The following is a 16645-nucleotide window of genomic DNA, read 5'->3' as shown; positions in this document are numbered from 1 at the left end:
TCCCCCCGGCTGACACCCTCTGGAGCACGACATGACTGACTCTTCCCTGCCCGAGAACTGGTCCTTCGAGACCAAGCAGGTTCACGCGGGCCAGGCCCCCGACGCGACCACCAACGCGCGGGCACTGCCGATCTACCAGACCACCTCCTACACCTTCCGCGACACCGATCACGCCGCCGCGCTGTTCGGTCTCGCCGAGCCGGGCAACATCTACACCCGGATCATGAACCCCACCCAGGACGCGGTGGAGCAGCGTGTGGCCGCGCTCGAAGGCGGCGTCGCGGCGCTGCTGCTGGCCTCGGGCCAGGCCGCGGAGACCTACGCGATCCTGAACCTGGCGAGCGCGGGCGACCACATCGTGTCCAGCCCGCACCTCTACGGCGGCACCTACAACCTCTTCCACTACTCGCTGCCCAAGCTGGGGATCACGGTCTCGTTCGTCGAGGACCCCGATGATCTCGAGCAGTGGAAGGCCGCGATCCAGCCGAACACCAAGGCGTTCTACGGCGAGACCATCGCCAACCCGAGCAGCGCGGTGTTCGACATCCCCGGTATCGCCGGTGTCGCGCACGCGAACGGCATTCCGCTGATCGTGGACAACACCGTCGCCACCCCGTACCTGATCCAGCCGCTGGCCCACGGCGCCGACATCGTCGTGCATTCGGCGACGAAGTACCTGGGTGGGCACGGCGCGGCCGTGGCGGGCGTGATCGTCGACGGCGGCACGTTCGACTGGACCGTGCGCGACGCCGACGGCAACGCGCGCTTCCCCGGTTTCACCGAGCCCGATCCGAGCTACCACGGCGCGGTGTTCGCCGACCTGGGCGCGCCCGCGTTCGCACTCAAGGCTCGGGTGCAGTTGCTGCGTGACCTGGGTGCGGCGGTGTCGCCGTTCAACGCGTTCCTCATCGCGCAGGGCATCGAGACCTTGAGCCTGCGGGTCGAGCGGCATGTGAGCAATGCCGAGAAGGTCGCGAAGTTCGTCGCCGAGCAGCCGGGCGTCGACGCGGTGTTCTACGCGGGCCTCGAGTCCTCGCCCTGGCACGCGCGGGCCAAGGAGCTGGCACCCAAGGGTGCGGGCGCGATCGTGGCGTTCGAGCTGGCAGGCGGCGTCGACGCGGGCAAGAAGTTCGTGGACGCGCTCAGCCTGCACAGCCATGTAGCTAACATCGGTGATGTGCGTTCACTCGTGATTCACCCGGCGTCGACCACGCACTCGCAGTTGACGCCCGCAGAGCAGCTGGCGGCCGGCGTCACTCCCGGCCTGGTCAGGCTCGCGGTGGGCATCGAGGGAATCGACGACATTCTGGCCGATCTGCGGGCCGGTTTCGCGGCGGCGACGACGTGACCGTGAGCACCGAATCGCCGATCGCCCGACCCGGAACCGGAGTGGCCCTGCTGCCACCGCCGGACGGGCGCGTCGGCGTGGTCGCCATCGGGGATGTGGCGCTGGAGAACGGCGCCGTCGTCCCCGATGTGCGGCTGGCGGTGCAACGCTGGGGCGAGCTCTCGCCCACCCTGGACAATGTGGTGCTCGTCGAACACGCGCTCACCGGCGACTCCCATGTCGTCGGTGGGCCCGACGGGGCGCCCGGCTGGTGGGAGGGCATGGTCGGGCCCGGCGCGCCGATCGACACCGACGAGTGGTGTGTGATCGCGACCAACGTGCTGGGCGGCTGCAAGGGCAGCACCGGCCCGTCCTCGCTCGCTTCCGACGGAAAGCCCTGGGGCGCAAGATTTCCCGAGCTGACCATCCGTGACCAGGTGCAGGCCGAAGCACAGTTGTTCGAGGTGCTCGGGATCGAGCGGCTCGGCGCTGTCGTCGGCGGCTCGATGGGTGGCATGCGGGTGCTCGAGTGGATCATCGGCCTGCCCGAGCGGGTCAGCGCCGCGCTCGTGCTGGCCGTGGGCGCGCGCGCGACCGCCGATCAGATCGGCACCCAGACCACCCAGATGGCCGTCATCACGGCCGATCCCGACTGGCAGGGCGGCGACTATCACGGCACCGGTCGCGCGCCGATGACCGGTATGGGACTGGCCCGGCGCATCGCGCACCTGACCTACCGTACCGACGGCGAACTCGACCACCGCTTCACCAATAGGGCCCAGGACGACGAAGACCCGTGGACCGGTGGGCGTTACGCGGTGCAGAGCTACCTCGAGCACCAGGCCGACAAGCTGGTCCAGCGGTTCGATCCAGCTACTTATGTGCTGCTCAGCGAGGCGATGAACCGCCACGATGTGGGTCGCGGACGCGGCGGTATCGCTGCCGCGCTGGCTTCGACATCGGTGCCGTGTGTGGTCGGCGGGGTCGACTCGGATCGCCTGTACCCCTTGAACACTCAGGCTGAGCTGGCCGAAGGTCTGCCCGGCTGCGCGGGGCTCGAGGTCGTGCATTCACGCGACGGGCACGACGGGTTCCTCACCGAGGCCGCCGCGGTGTCGAAGTTGCTCACCGAGACGATGCGCCTCGCGCGGGAGAACCGCTGACCTTCACGGTCCCGTCAGCAGGGCGACGATCGAGCGGACGTAGGCCTGAAGTCGTTCGCGCGGATACTCTTCCGGCTCGCCGACTCCCAACCGACCGAGCATTTCGGCGATGGTGAGGGTCGAGTTCGCGAGTAGTCCGGCGTCCATGCCCGACCACCGCGGCAGCACGGCGATGCCCATGCGGACAAGCGATTCCGCGCGTTCCAAGATCTCGGCGCGCGAAGCACGAAGAGCAGCACGGTATTCGTCGGGCGCACTCGCCGGGGTGGCGAGGATCAGCCGCCAGCGGGTCGGATTCGCCAGTGCCACACCGACGAACGCTTCGACGGTCGCCGACGCGGCGGCCAAGGGGTCGGCGCCGAGCAGGTCTTCGGGCAGCGTGTCGGCGATCTGATCCAGTCCGCGTTCACGTTCGCGTTCCAGCAGCGCTTCGACGAGTTCGGCACGGGTCTTGAACACCGTGTACAGCACAGGTTTTCCGACGCCTGCCTCCTGCGCGACGGCCTCCATGCTCAGCTCGTGCAGTTCCATCCGGCCAAGGACGGTGAACGCGGCGTCGAGAAGTTGCGCGCGGCGCTGCTCCGGCGGCAGGCGCGGCGCATAGCGGCGCCGAGGTCGCTGCTCCTGCGTCGAGGTCACCGCCCACCTGCCTTTCGCTCGCCGACGATACCCGCCAACCCTGTCGTCACGAATCCTACGCAACCGTTGTATTCACGTCGAGCCATTGCTACGGTGGTGTTGTATTCACTTATTCCTCGCACTGCAAAGGGGCATGTGCAATGGCTTTCGATGCGTCGACTCTCCGTCGCGACGACCACGGTTTCTTCGGACCGGATTCCCCCACCTGGAAGGTGTGGGCGGCGCCGACCGCGCTGATCGGATTCCAGCGCGCGGTCACCCTCGAACACTTCGATCCGTTCCTGACCGCCGCGGTCGCCGATTCACACGGGATCTACGACAATCCCGCCACCCGCCTCGACCACACGCTGTCCTACTTCCTGCTGGTCGCGCTGGGTGACGGCCGCACCGCCATCCAGGCCGCCGAGCACCTGATGAAGGTGCACGCGCCGATGACGGGCATCGAACCGATCAGCGGCAAGCGCTACAGCGCCAACAACCCCGACTCCCAGCTGTGGATCCACGTCACCGGATGGCATTCGGTCCTCAAGGCCTACGAGATGTTCGGACCCGGGCCGCTGAGTCCCGCCGAGGAGGACCGCTACTGGGCCGAGTGCGTGATCGCCGCCGAGCTGCAGACCTGCAAGCCCGCGGATGTGCCGCGCAATCGTGCCGAGGTGCGCGCGTACTTCGAGCGCGTTCGGCCGCAGTTGTGCGTCAGCGAGCGGGCGGTCGAGGCGATGCATTTCCTGCTGTGGCCGTCGGTGAGCAAAGGCGTGACGTTCGCGGCCGGTGGCCGGGTGCTGTCGCTGGCGACGATCTCGACGCTGCCAGCCTGGATGCGCGAGCTCGGCCGATTCGACATGCCCCGTGTCGTCGACGCCGCGGTGCGCGTTCCGGGCAAGGCACTCGTCTGGGCCGTCGCACGTCGCGACAATCGTGGCCTGATCATGGCCAGTCCGTACGTCGCGAAGATGACCGGGCAGATTTTGGCCGCCCACGCCGGCGCCGCACCGCCGCGAACCCGGACGACGATCAGCCCGAGCGATGCTCGCGCGCTCTACGGCAGCAACGGCACCCACAGCCTGTGGGACAGGACCTCCGCCTGAACTAGGAAACGCCGAGGGTGTTGATAGTGGCCGCCAGGAAGACGATGGCGCTGCCGAGCGCGGTCAGCGCGGCCACATCGAACGGGCGGCTGCGCACGGCGAGCAAGCCCACCTGCACGGTCGGCAAGCACAGCCGGAACGCGGCGGCCACCAGGGCGGCGCTGCCGAAGATCAGCGCGCCGCGACGCCACCGATCCCAGGCGACGAAGCCGACCGCGATCACGATCAGCGCGGTCACCACGGTCATCGGCAGATGACTGCGCAGGTACTGCTCCCCCGCGCTCAACCGCGCGACCCGGTGCTTGCCGGTCGTCTCCGCCTCGTTCACGAGCCCGATTGTTCCAGATACCGCCTGCGCGCGGACGGGGTGGCGCATGACAGAGTGGTCCGCTGTGCTGCACCTGATCTTTCACGAGCCCGTGATTCCGCCCAATACCGGCAATGCGATCCGGTTGGCCGCGGGGACCGGCTGCGCGCTACACCTGATCGAGCCGCTCGGCTTCGATCTCTCGGAGTCCAAACTGCGACGGGCCGGATTGGACTACCACGACCTCGCGGTGGTGACCGTGCATCCCGACCTGGCGACGGCGTTCGCGGCGATCCGGCCCGGCCGGGTCTTCGCCTTCACCACCCAGGCCACCACCCGTTTCACCGATATCGCCTATCGCGACAACGACGCGCTGCTGTTCGGCACCGAGCCGACGGGACTGCCCGAGGAAGTGCTGACCGACCCGCGGATCACCGAGCAGGTCCGCATTCCGATGCTGCCGGGGCGACGTTCGATGAATCTGTCGAACGCGGCGGCAGTATCGGTGTACGAGGCGTGGCGGCAGTTGGGCTTTCCGGGCGCGGTCTGACTCAGTCGATGTCGAAGCGCTTGAACCGTGAGGTGGCGCCCGCGGTCAACCGGACGGCGGATTTGGCGACACCGAAATGGTCGGCGAGTAGTTCGATGGCTGCCTTGTTGGCCTTGCCCTCTACGGCCGGGGCGCGAACGTAGAGGGTGAGGGAGCCGTCTTCGGCGGTTTCGACCAGTGGGCCTTTACGGCTGTTCGGTTTGATCGTCGCCCGCACTGTGGGCACCGGGGGTCTCCTTCGCCGACGCTGCCTGTTCGGTGGCACCTGGTGCGGTGGTTGCCTGCGCGGGGACAACGGCCGCCGGTGCGGTGGGCACGTGCGTTCCGGCGCGGCGGCGCCTGCGCAGCAATCGCAGTGCGGCATACAGCAATCCGCCGATCACGGCGAGGAAGCCCAGCCACGGCACAGCCTTGCCGACGAAGACGATCGCGTCCTGCAACCAGTCGATCAGCGAGTGCCAGCCCGAGACGATGCCGTCCCAGAAGTTGTCCGGGTCGCCGGGTGCGTTCTTGTCGTCGGCGGTGAGCGTGATGGTGAGCGTCGACAGCGCCACCTGATCGTCGAGGCTGCGCTTCTGCGCGGTGAGGCTGTCGAGTTCGCCCTGCCTGCTCGACAGCGCCTCCTCCGCGTCGATCAGATCGGCGGTGTTGGTTGCGGCCGTGATCAGCGCTTTGAGCCGGTCGACGGAGGCTTGTAGTGCGCGGATGCGGGCGTCGAGGTCCTGCCACTGCATGGTGACGTCGTCGCGATTGGTGCTCACCCTGGTGACCGTGCCGACCCCGCCGAGGCCGGTGATGAAGGCGTCGGTCTTGTCGGCGGGCACCCGAACACTGAGCACGGCGCGAGCGGCACGCTTGTCGGTGCCGGGCTGTTCGGTGCGGCTGTCGATCCGGCCGTCGACGGCGTCGACCTGCCCGGTGACGGTCGCGGCGGCGGCGATCGGATCGGCCGAGGTGACATCCACCGACCCGGTGATCACCTCTTTCCGGTTCGACTGATCCGTCGGCGCCGGACTGTCCTTCTGCGGTGCGCCCTCCCGGAACCCGGGTGCCACAGCGGGTGCGGGCCCGCCCAGGACGGTGGGCGCGGAGGCTTGACCAGCCTGGTCCTCGCTGTCGTCATCGCCGCACCCGGCCAGGAACAGGAGTCCGAGCATCGCGATCATCACCACGGCAAGCTTGCGCATGATCGCAGCGTAGTGCGTGGGAGAGCCGGAGCGGGGGCGCTCGCGCGACCTGGTCATGACGGCTGATCGTCGGCCGTCGCCGTGTGCCGTTGGGGTTCGAGCGCTTCGACCGCGCGGCGGCGGCTGTCGGGCGACGGGTGGGTATGAATCAAGCGAGTCAGAAGGCGCTGCTCGACAGGGGTAGCGTCCCAGTCCGCCTGCAGTCGTCGTAGTACACCTCGAAGATCCTGGCCGTAGCCGAGTTTCACCGCTACTCGGTCGGCACCGTACTCCTGCCACTGGGACAGCCTGGCTCGCGCGAGGGGCTGCGCAGCGAGGACCACCACCACGACCAAGGCGGTCGGCAGCCCGAGAAAGCGGGTCGACACGGCGAGAATCGCCCAACCCGAGCCGAGGACAGCTGCGGTCGGCACGATGGCGACCACCAGCACGCCGAGGAGGATGACCGGCCGAGGCCCCCGATACAGCCGGTGGGCGATCCACCGAGGTCCGACTTGCAGCAACGACACGACCTTGGACACAACGCCCACAGCGAGTGCGAAGAGCAGGTCGGCAGGACCCCGATACCACTTGATCAGCCACCGTAACCACATTTGTCCCAGCAACTGATGGCCCAACTCGTGCGCGAGTACCGCCTGCAGTTCCCCTCGCGTGAACACGTCGACGGCATGCCGGGTCACGACGACGTGTCCGCCCAGAGTCGCGTATCCGTACACCTCTCCGTTCACCCTGGCGACGTCGTGAACCCATGGCATATAGCGAGATTCGTCGATCCGGGCAACGGCGGCGACCACCGCCCACGCGGCGACCACTTCCGCGTGCTCGGGCGACGCGGACCGGCTGGCCTGCGCTGTCGCACCGGAGATCAGGACACCGACGAGCAGAACGCACGCGCCCGATACCGGCCACACCAGCGCGGCGACGACCACGAGCCAGTCCCCGACCAGCGCCGACAGTCCCCAGATGAGCCATCCGCTGAGCACGACCGACGGCAGCGAGACAACCAGATCCCCGATCAGCACGAAGAACATGGTCCGTCGTGCGACCAGCACCGGCCCCGCGGATTCCGACTCCGATTCCTGCCGAACGTGCGCGTTCATGCTGTACCCCCAATTACCAAGATACCCAACGGATACCGGGTGACCGCGAGATCAGCGGAAGTCGCGGGACCGGGCGACGATACGCAGGTCGAGATGTTCGAGGTGGTCGGCGACAAGACTGGCGGCGCCCTCGGCATTCTGGATGCGGCCACGGATGAGCAGGGCGGTGGCGTTCTGGGCGAGGCGGCGGTAGCGGGCCCACAGGCCGACCGAGCAGACCACATTGACCATGCCCGTTTCGTCTTCGAGATTGAGGAAGGTGACGCCCGCGGCGGTGGCGGGGCGCTGACGGTGGGTGACAGCGCCTGCCACCAGGATGCGCGCGCCGTCCTCGACTAGCAGGAGATCGCAGGCGGGAACGACACCGAGCGAATTCAGATGGGCGCGAAGGAATTCGGTGGGGTAGGTGTCGGGCGAGATGCCGGTGGCCCAGACGTCGGCGGCGGCGAGTTCGAGTGCGCTCATGCCGGGCAGAGCGGGTGCCGCGACGGCGGGGCCGGTGCCGGGCAGGAGGTTCGCGCGTTCCTGGGCCGCCGCTCCCGCCGCCCACAGCGCCGCCCGCCGAGAGCTCGTCGGCGAGTGCTCGGTCGAGGTGTCGACCAAGGTGCTCAACGCGCCTGCGGTAGCGAGGGATTCGGTCTGGGGGATGGTCAGTTCGATGCGGCCGGTGAGGTCGAGCATCGAGGTGAAGGGGCCGTGTTCGGCGCGGGTGGCGACGATGCGGTCGGCGAGGTCGGTGCCGATGTGGCGCACGCCCGACAGGCCGAGCCGGATCTCGGTGCCCGCGTTCTCGAGGGTGGGTTCGGCACGGCTGGCGTTGATATCGGGGCCGTGCACGCGCACCCCGTGACGGCGGGCGTCGGCGACCAGCGACTGCGGTGAGTAGAAACCCATCGGCTGCGCGCGCAACAACCCGGCGCAGAACGCGGCCGGATGGTGCAGCTTGAACCACGACGAATAGAACACGATCGCGGCGAAGCTCTGCGAATGGCTTTCGGGGAAACCGAAATTGGCGAAGGCGTAGAGCTTCTCGTAGATGCGGTCGGCGACCTCGTCGGTGATGCCGTGCAGCTTGCGCATGCCCTCGTAGAACCTGGCCTTCAACCGTTGCATCTTCTCCGGCGAACGTTTGGATCCCATCGCGCGGCGCAGCTGATCGGCTTCGGCCGCGCTGAAACCGGCGACATCGACCGCCATCTGCATCAGCTGTTCCTGGAACAGCGGGATGCCGAGCGTGCGCGTGAGCGAACGCTCCAGCGAGGGATGGTCGAACACCACCGGTTCCTTGCCATTACGCCTGCGGATATAGGGGTGCACCGAGCCGCCCTGAATCGGTCCGGGGCGGATCAGCGCCACCTCCACGACCAGATCGTAGAAATTACGCGGCTTGAGCCGGGGCAGCGTCGCCATCTGCGCGCGCGACTCCACCTGGAACACCCCGATCGAGTCCGCACGTTGCAGCATCTCGTAGACGCCCGCTTCGGTGAGGTCGAGCGCGTGCAGTTCCACTGTCTCGCCCTTGTGTTCACGCACCAGGTCGATCATGTAGTGCAGCGCCGAGAGCATGCCGAGGCCGAGCATGTCGAACTTGACCAAACCGACCGCGGCGCAATCGTCTTTGTCCCACTGCAGCACACTGCGCCCGGCCATCCGTGCCCACTCCACCGGGCACACATCGGCGATCGGTCGATCACAGATCACCATGCCGCCGGAGTGGATGCCCAAATGTCTGGGCAGCCCGTCGAGTTCGCCCGCGAGTTCGAGAACCGTGTCCGGGATATCGGTGCCCGTCTCGGCGGCCACCCCGGACCAGCGGCTCACCTGCTTGCTCCACGCGTCCTGCTGTCCTGGCGAGAAGCCCAGTGCCCGTGCGGCATCGCGCACCGCGGACTTACCCCGGTAGGTGATCACGTTCGCCACCTGAGCGGCGAAGTCGCGCCCGTACTTGGCGTAGACGTGCTGGATGGCCTCCTCGCGGCGGTCGGATTCGATATCGACATCGATATCGGGTGGCCCGTCGCGCTCGGGTGAGAGGAACCGCTCGAACAGTAATTGGTTGCCGACCGGGTCGACATTGGTGATGCCGATGGCGTAGCAGACCGCGGAGTTGGCGGCCGAACCCCGGCCCTGGCACAGGATGTCGCTGTCCTTGCAGAACTGGACGATGTCGTGCACCACCAGGAAATATCCGGGAAAGTTCAGGTCCGCGATCACCGCCAGTTCGTGGTCGATCTGCTGATACGCCTTGGTGTTTCGCTCCCTCGGCCCGTAGCGGCGCGCCGCGCCCGTATAGGCGAGGTCGCGCAGCCAGGAGTTCTCGTCGTGGCCGGGCGGCACCTCGAACGGCGGCAGGTTCGGGGCGATCAGCCCCAGGTCGAACGCGCATGCGCGAGCCAGCGTCACCGCGTTCGCCACCGCGTGCGGGTAGTCGGCGAACAGGTGCGTCATCTCCGCACCCGAACGCAGGTGCGCACCGCCGGTGGGGGCGAGCCAGCCCGCCATCTCGTCGAGGCTGCTCCTGGCACGGATAGCGGCCAGCGCCATCGCCCGGCGACGTTGCGCCGGTGACGCGAAATGCGCACCGGTGGTGGCGAGTACGGGAACATCGAGCCGGTCGGCCAGCGCGATCAGCAGGGCGTTGCGCTCGTCATCAGTGGCGATGCCGTGATGGGTGAGCTCCACACTCACCCGATCCGCGCCGAATCTTTCGATCAGATCCCGCAGTGCCGCTTCGGCTTTCGGCAGCCGGATATCGCCACCGCGCAGATCGTGTTCGAGCGCGGTGCGCAGGTGACCTTTTCGGCAGCCGGTGAGAATGTGCCAGTGCCCGCCCGCCGCCGCGGCGAGCGTGTCGAGGTCATAGCGCAGCACGCCCTTCTCCCCCGCGGCCATGTGCGCCGTGGTCATCTCCCTGGAGAGTCGCCGGTACCCCTCCTGCCCCCTGGCCAGCACCAGCAGATGCGGGCCGAACGGGTCGGGAGATCCGGTGCGCGGCACCGAGTCCGGTGCGTGCGCGTGCCCTCGCTCGACCACGTCATCGGCAGTGGCCCGTAACCCGCCCCGAGGTACAGAACGGCGCCGGACCGCATCCCCTCGGCCCGGCGCCGCCTTCGCATCGGTTCCCAGTGACAGTTCGGCACCGAAAACCGTTGGCATTCCCCATTCCCTGGCCGCCTCGGCGAACCGGACGGTCCCGTAGAACCCGTTGTGGTCGGTGAGCGCGAGCGCTTCCAGACCGAGCCGCACCGCCTCCTCCACCAGCTCCTCCGGCTGACTCGCGCCGTCGAGGAAGCTGTAAGCGGAGTGGGTGTGCAGCTCCGCATAGGGCACCGTCGGGCCGGTCGGCCGGTCGAGCCCGGCGGCGTGGTACTCGCCGCGTTTGCGTGACCAGGCCGGACTGTCGCCGCCGTCGCCGGGGTGCATGCCCTCCGCGGGCCTGCCGCTCGGCTTGCCCGAGAGTACCCGTTCCAGTTCCGACCAGGTCGGCGGACCGTTGCTCCAGCCCATGCACCCACTCCTCTCACGACCCCCGCATCACCGCATCCCTTTCGTGTTGGAAGACAACTCAATTCGCGGGCAGGCGCTCCATCGACCGCGATTCCAGCGCGGCCTCCACATGCCCGAGACCCGAGCGGATCACCGCGCCGTAGGCATCGTTGGCGAGCACATCCAAGTGCCCGCGCGCGATCGCCAACTGCATCCGCGCCATCTCGAAGTCACCGACGCGGCGGTGACTGTCGGCCAGGTTCAGATACAGCGAGGGCAGGAACCCGCGCAGCCCCTCATCGAGCGGAATGCCCGGCCCGAACACCGCGGCCAGCGCCCGCTGGTCCCACAGCAACGCACCCTCCGGCAACTCCTGCACATCCGCCAGGTGATGTGCCACCACGCAGCGATGCAACGGGTCGCCGCCTTCCCCTATTTCACTCCACAGCCTGGTCAGCGCCGCGCGCGCCGCATCAGGGTCGCCACCGCCGAGCCGCACCGCGGCATAGATGTCCGCCATCCGATCGTCCGCCATGCGCACCAGTATCGCACATACGTTCGAATAATGGCGAGAGGCATTCGAACATATTTTCGAGTTTCCCGAGGAACCTGGTCCTCGAACTTACTTTGGAGTAAGTTCGAGACAACGAGCTGCAAAGGAGCAGTGATGTCTCAGGTTTCTCCAGGTGAACGGGGCCGCAAGCGGCGCGATCTCACCGGCAGGCATGTTGTGATCACCGGCGCGTCCTCCGGGATCGGACGGGCCGCCGCACTCTCGGTCGCCGACAAGGGCGGGGTCGTGTTCCTGCTCGCGCGCCGCGCCGACGAACTGGCCGCGGTGGTCAACGAGATCGTCGACGCGGGCGGGCTGGCCTACGGCTACCCGTGTGATGTCACCGATTCCGAATCCGTGGATTCGGCGGTCGAGGCCATTCTCGAGCAGCACGGCCATGTCGACATGCTGGTCAACAACGCGGGCCGGTCCATCCGCCGTGCCATCCACCGCTCCACCGACCGCCTGCACGACTTCGAACGCACCATGGCGGTCAACTACTTCGGCGCGCTGCGGATGACGTTGGCCCTGCTGCCGCAGATGCGCGAACGCGGCTTCGGCCACATCGTCAATATCTCCAGCGCCGGCGTGCAGGTGGCCACTCCCCGCTTCGCCGCCTATCTCGCCAGCAAGGCGGCCCTGGACAAGTTCACCGAGGTCGCCTCGATCGAAACCCTCGCCGACGGAGTCACTTTCACCACCATTCACATGCCGTTGGTGCGCACCCCGATGATCGCCCCCAGCGGCGACCAGGGGCCCTCCGAATCCCCCGAGTGGGCCGCGGGCACGATCGTCCGCGCCCTCGCCGAACGCCCGAGACGCATCGACGTCCCCCTCGGCACCCTCGCCGAATACGGCGGCATCATCACCCCCAAACTCCGCGACCGCATCTTGCACCGCTACTACCGCGCGCTGCCGGATTCCCCTGCGGCCAAGGGCGAATCGGCCGAAGACACCCCCGCCCCCGTCCCGACCCCTCGGGCAGATCCGAAAACCCCTTCCGCCGCCCGAAAAGTCACCGGCACCGCTCTGCGTCGCGCGGCCCGCTGGGTACCCGGCACACACTGGTGACCCCCGCGTAGTCACTCAGTTCGCCTCGGGCCCAGATGGATTCGGGAACGGCTCCCGGGTCCGCCCGCGATTCACTACAGGTCGAGGGTGAAGTGGTGGGCGGTGATGGCCAGATGGTGGCGCATGTAGAGGCGGTGGGCGGCGGCTCGGGTGGGGCCGACGCCGGAGTTCAGGTGGATCGCCGTGCAGCGCAGGCGCTTGGCCTCGGCGGTGAGCCAGTCGAGCAGGCGGTCGGCGTGGCCTCGACCGCGCACCGCGGGGAGGGTGGAGACATCGTCGATGAAGAGGTGGTGGCCCCAGGCGGTGGAGTGGGATTCGCGGAATCCCGCCACCGCTAGCGCTGCGAGAGAACCCGGTTCGAAGATCCCGACCAGCCGGTAGCCCGCGGGGCGGAGTTCGGTGTCGATGAACTCGGTCAGCCGCGATGTCGTCTCCCACCGTGGGCGAAGCTCCAGCAGGGCAGGGCCCGCCAGTTCGGTTTCGTCCTTGCCGATTTCCCGGATGTCGCTCATGGAGTCGACGTTAGGGGCGCCGGGTGATCGCGAGGAAGAGCCATTCCGCCGTAGTTCCGATAGTCCACCGACCCTCAGCGGTCGGCGGACTGTTCGGGCTGGATGGTGGATGGCTCGCAGAGTTGTTCTACGGCAGCGGGTTCCAGGTAGGTGGCCGGTTTGGGGGCGGCGCCGCAGCTGGCTTGGCGGGGAGCGGCGGGGACGGTGCGGGCGGTGACGCGCCAGCGGCGGCCGTCGCGGTGGGTGACGACGGCGGCGCCCGCCAGGGTCGGGTCATCGGTGGGAGCCGGGTCGGGGTGGACGATGAGATCGGTGGCGCCGGCCGGGAACTGTTCGCGCACAGCCACTTCAGCGAGCTGGGAGATCGGGGGGTAGCAGCTGCGGCCGCGGAGACCGGTCAGGGAGACCTCGTCGACATCGGCCGCTTCGAGCATCGCCTTGGCGGCAGGGGCATCGACACGGCCGTAGGTGAGGCCGGAGGGAAGCAGGACGACCGCGGGGGCGAAGCGGTGACCACCGGTGTGCGAGGCCTCCCAGACCCGTCCCGGGTAATCGGCGGCCAGAGCGGCGGCGATCGGGCGACCCAACAGGGCACAGCACTGGTCGCGTTTACCGTGGGCGCAGACCAGGACCACCGGATCATCCACCCGCACACCGATTCCCGGGGCCGGTCCGTCGACGAGATGCAGGTCGATGTCGAAGAGTTGGCGCAGGTCGGTGATCTCGAACCGTTCACACCAGGAACCCTCCGGCCGCGAACTGACCAGCAGCACCGTGCGGGTACCGGTGAACTCGTTGCGGCCCGGACGGCGGATCAGCGTCGGCCGAACCCGCGCCGCGGACGTACGCGCCGCCAGTTCAGCGGTGATCTCCGGACCGAGCACCTCATCACCGATCACATCACCGCCCCACGCACCGGGATGCTCGATACACAGCCATCCGGTGAAGTGCCCCGCGGTACCGAGAAGCGGAAGGTCGGCCGCGGCCGCCGTACACAACATGCCCTCGAATGGGTTCACAGCACTCCTCCCGCGACCGAGCCTTCCGGGGCTGTCCCCGGACAAGCGTCGTTTCACTCTAGAACCGGGGCGGTGGGCTACTCGTAGACGCCCTCGGCGTGCCACCGCATCGCGTCGTAGACGAGCAGGACGGCGCGGATTTCGGTGGGGTCGGCGTCGAGCTGGACTTGGACGCGCACGGCCAGGGAAGTGGGTTCGGCGGTGGACCACCATCGTTCGGCGACCGGCCACGGGCCTGCCCAACCGAGCAGAGCCCATTCCTTGCGGCCCCAGCGCAGGCGGGTGGGGGTGGCGGTGAACAGGCCGCGGTCGGTGACCAGGACGGGGGCGCCGTCGGCGGCGGTCAGGTGTACGACCGGGCGGTGCAGCAGGAGCAGGGTGGGGGCGGGTTCGGGGAGTCGACCGGGCCAGGGCTGGGTGGGGTCGGCGGCGGGGGTCAGTTCGTCGCCGAGGGCGATCATGGTGATGCGTTCGGCGGGGCCGCGGCCGCCGCTGAGCACGCCGATGCGGACCGCTTCGCCGCCGAGCAGTCCCTGCACGCGGACCAGGGCGCGGCGGGCACGTTCGGTCTCCTCGCCCTCGCCGCCCCACAGACCGAGTTGCAGCGCACCGGCGGCGACCACCTCGACCGGTTCCAGCGTGAGCTCCACGATCGGGCCGGTGGGGCGGGCGCGGTGGGTGAGCCAGCCGTCGAGCTGCCAGCGGACGCGGTCGGCAGTGTCGGCGGGGGTGAGCGGGCGGGCGCAGCGCCAGATCCTGGTGAGTTCCTCGCCCGCCTCGGTGCGCGCGGTGACGGCGAGCCGGGTGCAGGCCACGCCCGCCGCCGACAACACCGCGTGCAGCCGGGTGGACAGTTGCCTGCCCGCGAACGCGGCCGCGTCGACCCTGTCGATGGGCGGATCGCAGGCCAGCTCGACGGTCAGTTCCGGAGCGGGCCGGCGCGCCGACGGCGGGCGTTCCGGCAGGGCGCGGGCGGTGCGATGGGCGAGCACGGCATCGGCGCCGAACCGGGAGGCCACTTCGGCGGGAGACAGGCGCGCGAAATCACCGATGCGGCGCAATCCCAAGCGCCGCAACAGGTCTACCAACTCGGTGCGCTCCGGTGCGGCCAGGCTCGGTTCCACCGCGAGCTCGGAGACCGGGAGCCCAGCGAGGTACTTCGCGCCCTCCCCCGGCACCACGATCGCCCCGCGCCTGGCCGCGATCACCGCCGTCGACATGGCATCGGCGATCCCGATCTGCGCCTCCGCTCCCGCTACGGCGACCGCGTCGATCAACCGCACCACCGCGGCCTCCTCGGAGCCGAAATACCGTGCGGCACCGCGCGCCCCGAGCACGATGAGCCCGGGCCGCAACACCTCGACGCCCGGCACCGTCTCATCGACAGCCCCCACCACCGGCTCGAACAACCGCGCGTCCCGATCCGGATCATCCTGCACGACAACAAGTCCCGGACAACACCCTTGCGCGTCTCGCCGCCGCATCCCCCGCCGCACGCCCTCGGCCCGCGCGATCGCCGAACACGCCACCACCGAACTCCCCCGCAACACCGCGATCGGCCGCTCCGCCGACACCCCCTCCACCGCGGCCGCCGCCACCGCGGGCCAGTCCAGGCACCACACCGCCAGCACCCGATCGACGCGCGTCACGACGACACCACCGATCCACACGCCCCACCACGTCCGAACCGAGGCACCCACCACGAATGCGGTAGGCGATCGGCAACCGCAACGGCGTGCCGAGAGCGACTCGGGAATGAACGGGAGACCCGCGGCGACTGCCCGACAGCCGTCGGACAGTCGGTGGATCCCCTCACGCCCATCGGCCGGAACCCGACAACAGGTCGGCGGTCATGAGACAGCCTCATGTAGCGCGGTGACTTCCGTTGCACCGCTCACGGTTTCGCGAGGCAGCCATTCGGTGCGCCCTACCTGGGCGCACAGGTCCATGCGGCCATAGCGGGTCTGGCCCGCCTTGGCGCTGACGCGCACGTCGAGGCAGACCGAACGCAGGCGTCCGCGACCGGCCCCGAGGCCGCGATAGCCGGTGACGCGGGAGTCGAGGCGCAGGGTCGGATTGGCCCATTCGCCCGCGACGACGAGGGTGGCGCCGCGATTGCGGGCGCGGGCGGCGAGAACGCGACAACGGGCGGGCGGGACAGCGAGGCCGCCGAGGCCGAGGACTACCAGGTCGAGGCCGTCGAGCAGGACCGCGGCCACCTCGGCGGGGTCGGGGCCGGGGTCGGCGATCACCGCCAGGTGGGACAACCGGGCACCCATCTCCGCGGCGGCCAGCAAACCGAGCCGGGGCAGGCCGACCACCGCCGCGTGGCCGCCGTTTCCGGTGACGGCGGCGAGCAGCCCGGTCAGCAGGGAGTGCGCGCCGGTGTAGGCGACCACCGCCCCTTTGGGCAGCCCGCCCTCGGGCAGCAGGTCGGCGAGCGGCGGCGGCACCGGCAACAAATCTCGACGCAGTTGCTGCTCACGCGGCATGTGCCCGGTGGCGGACTCACCACGTCCCGGCACTGCGGCCATGCGCCTACGCAGCTCGTCGAGCATGCCCCGATCGGGCGACAACGCTTCCGAACCCATCAACACCACCTACTTCCACGATGGACCCGCGAGCGGAAAACCGCCCCGCGCC

The 16645-nt window shown here is 69.0% G+C and carries 16 protein-coding genes; 5 read left to right on the top strand and 11 right to left on the bottom strand.

Annotated elements, in window-relative coordinates:
- Positions 1-31: 31 nt before the first annotated feature.
- Complete coding sequence (locus IBJ82_RS12335; RefSeq protein WP_194825996.1) at positions 32-1348, top strand: bifunctional o-acetylhomoserine/o-acetylserine sulfhydrylase; 1317 nt, start codon at positions 32-34, stop codon at positions 1346-1348.
- Positions 1345-2490, top strand: coding sequence for a homoserine O-acetyltransferase (locus tag IBJ82_RS12330; RefSeq protein ID WP_194825995.1), 1146 nt, complete (start codon positions 1345-1347; stop codon positions 2488-2490). Before IBJ82_RS12335 ends, IBJ82_RS12330 begins: the two co-directional genes overlap by 4 nt.
- A gap of 3 nt (positions 2491-2493) precedes the next feature.
- On the opposite strand, the gene IBJ82_RS12325 is transcribed toward IBJ82_RS12330, so the two are convergent.
- Entirely contained in the window at positions 2494-3129 is a 636-nt protein-coding gene (locus tag IBJ82_RS12325) for a TetR/AcrR family transcriptional regulator (protein ID WP_194825994.1), read from the bottom strand.
- Positions 3130-3269: 140 nt separating this feature from the next.
- Between IBJ82_RS12325 and IBJ82_RS12320 the strand changes: the two genes are divergently transcribed.
- Complete coding sequence (locus IBJ82_RS12320) at positions 3270-4217, top strand: oxygenase MpaB family protein (RefSeq protein WP_194825993.1); 948 nt, start codon at positions 3270-3272, stop codon at positions 4215-4217.
- A gap of 1 nt (position 4218) precedes the next feature.
- Here the strand turns inward: IBJ82_RS12320 and IBJ82_RS12315 are convergent, their stop codons facing one another.
- Positions 4219-4545, bottom strand: coding sequence for a DUF3017 domain-containing protein (locus IBJ82_RS12315; protein WP_235569656.1), 327 nt, complete (start codon positions 4543-4545; stop codon positions 4219-4221).
- Positions 4546-4591: 46 nt separating this feature from the next.
- On the opposite strand from IBJ82_RS12315, the gene IBJ82_RS12310 reads away from it, so the two are divergent.
- A complete protein-coding gene (locus IBJ82_RS12310; protein WP_228536855.1) occupies positions 4592-5074 on the top strand; it encodes a tRNA (cytidine(34)-2'-O)-methyltransferase in 483 nt (160 codons plus the stop codon).
- 1 nt (position 5075) lies between these two features.
- Here the strand turns inward: IBJ82_RS12310 and IBJ82_RS12305 are convergent, their stop codons facing one another.
- The 5 genes from IBJ82_RS12305 to IBJ82_RS12285 are packed head-to-tail and all read right to left on the bottom strand — an operon-like array spanning position 5076 to position 11382.
- Positions 5076-5300, bottom strand: a complete 225-nt coding sequence (locus IBJ82_RS12305) for a DUF167 domain-containing protein (protein ID WP_056818173.1) — start codon at positions 5298-5300, stop codon at positions 5076-5078.
- Complete coding sequence (locus IBJ82_RS12300; protein WP_194825992.1) at positions 5260-6261, bottom strand: DUF4349 domain-containing protein; 1002 nt, start codon at positions 6259-6261, stop codon at positions 5260-5262. Before IBJ82_RS12300 ends, IBJ82_RS12305 begins: the two co-directional genes overlap by 41 nt.
- 53 nt (positions 6262-6314) lie before the next feature.
- Positions 6315-7361, bottom strand: coding sequence for a M48 family metallopeptidase (locus tag IBJ82_RS12295; protein WP_194825991.1), 1047 nt, complete (start codon positions 7359-7361; stop codon positions 6315-6317).
- A 51-nt stretch (positions 7362-7412) separates the two neighbouring features.
- A complete protein-coding gene (locus IBJ82_RS12290; RefSeq protein ID WP_194825990.1) occupies positions 7413-10868 on the bottom strand; it encodes an error-prone DNA polymerase in 3456 nt (1151 codons plus the stop codon).
- Positions 10869-10926: 58 nt separating this feature from the next.
- Positions 10927-11382 carry a hypothetical protein gene (locus IBJ82_RS12285; protein ID WP_063816123.1) on the bottom strand — a complete coding sequence of 152 codons (456 nt, stop codon included), beginning with the start codon at positions 11380-11382 and terminating at the stop codon, positions 10927-10929.
- A 132-nt stretch (positions 11383-11514) separates the two neighbouring features.
- On the opposite strand from IBJ82_RS12285, the gene IBJ82_RS12280 reads away from it, so the two are divergent.
- Positions 11515-12471 (top strand): SDR family NAD(P)-dependent oxidoreductase, encoded by a 957-nt coding sequence (locus IBJ82_RS12280; protein ID WP_194825989.1) that lies wholly within the window; start codon positions 11515-11517, stop codon positions 12469-12471.
- Between the two features lie 74 nt (positions 12472-12545).
- On the opposite strand, the gene IBJ82_RS12275 is transcribed toward IBJ82_RS12280, so the two are convergent.
- From IBJ82_RS12275 to IBJ82_RS12260, 4 genes are all read right to left on the bottom strand, one after another.
- Entirely contained in the window at positions 12546-12983 is a 438-nt protein-coding gene (locus tag IBJ82_RS12275; protein WP_194825988.1) for an N-acetyltransferase, read from the bottom strand.
- Between the two features lie 74 nt (positions 12984-13057).
- The gene (locus tag IBJ82_RS12270) at positions 13058-13984 is read right to left on the bottom strand and encodes a sucrase ferredoxin (protein ID WP_194826244.1); all 927 of its coding nucleotides are present in this window, start codon (positions 13982-13984) and stop codon (positions 13058-13060) included.
- 95 nt (positions 13985-14079) lie between these two features.
- Positions 14080-15651 carry a DNA polymerase Y family protein gene (locus IBJ82_RS12265; RefSeq protein ID WP_194825987.1) on the bottom strand — a complete coding sequence of 524 codons (1572 nt, stop codon included), beginning with the start codon at positions 15649-15651 and terminating at the stop codon, positions 14080-14082.
- 201 nt (positions 15652-15852) lie between these two features.
- Positions 15853-16593 (bottom strand): hypothetical protein, encoded by a 741-nt coding sequence (locus IBJ82_RS12260; protein ID WP_228536854.1) that lies wholly within the window; start codon positions 16591-16593, stop codon positions 15853-15855.
- Positions 16594-16645: the final 52 nt, after the last annotated feature.

The organism is Nocardia sp. XZ_19_231, assembly GCF_015355705.1.
Classification (GTDB): Bacteria; Actinomycetota; Actinomycetes; order Mycobacteriales; family Mycobacteriaceae; genus Nocardia; species Nocardia salmonicida.
Note: the sequence above shows the minus strand (reverse complement) of the source record. Positions and strands in the feature narration are given on the sequence as shown.

What these genes read in the sequence shown, in the direction of transcription:
- IBJ82_RS12290 (WP_194825990.1), bottom strand. Translation starts at nt 10,868, where the DNA reads ATGGGCTGGAGCAACGGTCCGCCGACCTGGTCGGAACTGGAACGGGTA.
- IBJ82_RS12310 (WP_228536855.1), top strand. Translation starts at nt 4,592, where the DNA reads ATGACAGAGTGGTCCGCTGTGCTGCACCTGATCTTTCACGAGCCCGTG.
- IBJ82_RS12335 (WP_194825996.1), top strand. Translation starts at nt 32, where the DNA reads ATGACTGACTCTTCCCTGCCCGAGAACTGGTCCTTCGAGACCAAGCAG.
- IBJ82_RS12260 (WP_228536854.1), bottom strand. Translation starts at nt 16,593, where the DNA reads ATGGGTTCGGAAGCGTTGTCGCCCGATCGGGGCATGCTCGACGAGCTG.
- IBJ82_RS12275 (WP_194825988.1), bottom strand. Translation starts at nt 12,983, where the DNA reads ATGAGCGACATCCGGGAAATCGGCAAGGACGAAACCGAACTGGCGGGC.
- IBJ82_RS12300 (WP_194825992.1), bottom strand. Translation starts at nt 6,261, where the DNA reads ATGCGCAAGCTTGCCGTGGTGATGATCGCGATGCTCGGACTCCTGTTC.
- IBJ82_RS12285 (WP_063816123.1), bottom strand. Translation starts at nt 11,382, where the DNA reads ATGGCGGACGATCGGATGGCGGACATCTATGCCGCGGTGCGGCTCGGC.
- IBJ82_RS12270 (WP_194826244.1), bottom strand. Translation starts at nt 13,984, where the DNA reads ATGTTGTGTACGGCGGCCGCGGCCGACCTTCCGCTTCTCGGTACCGCG.
- IBJ82_RS12280 (WP_194825989.1), top strand. Translation starts at nt 11,515, where the DNA reads ATGTCTCAGGTTTCTCCAGGTGAACGGGGCCGCAAGCGGCGCGATCTC.
- IBJ82_RS12295 (WP_194825991.1), bottom strand. Translation starts at nt 7,361, where the DNA reads ATGAACGCGCACGTTCGGCAGGAATCGGAGTCGGAATCCGCGGGGCCG.
- IBJ82_RS12320 (WP_194825993.1), top strand. Translation starts at nt 3,270, where the DNA reads ATGGCTTTCGATGCGTCGACTCTCCGTCGCGACGACCACGGTTTCTTC.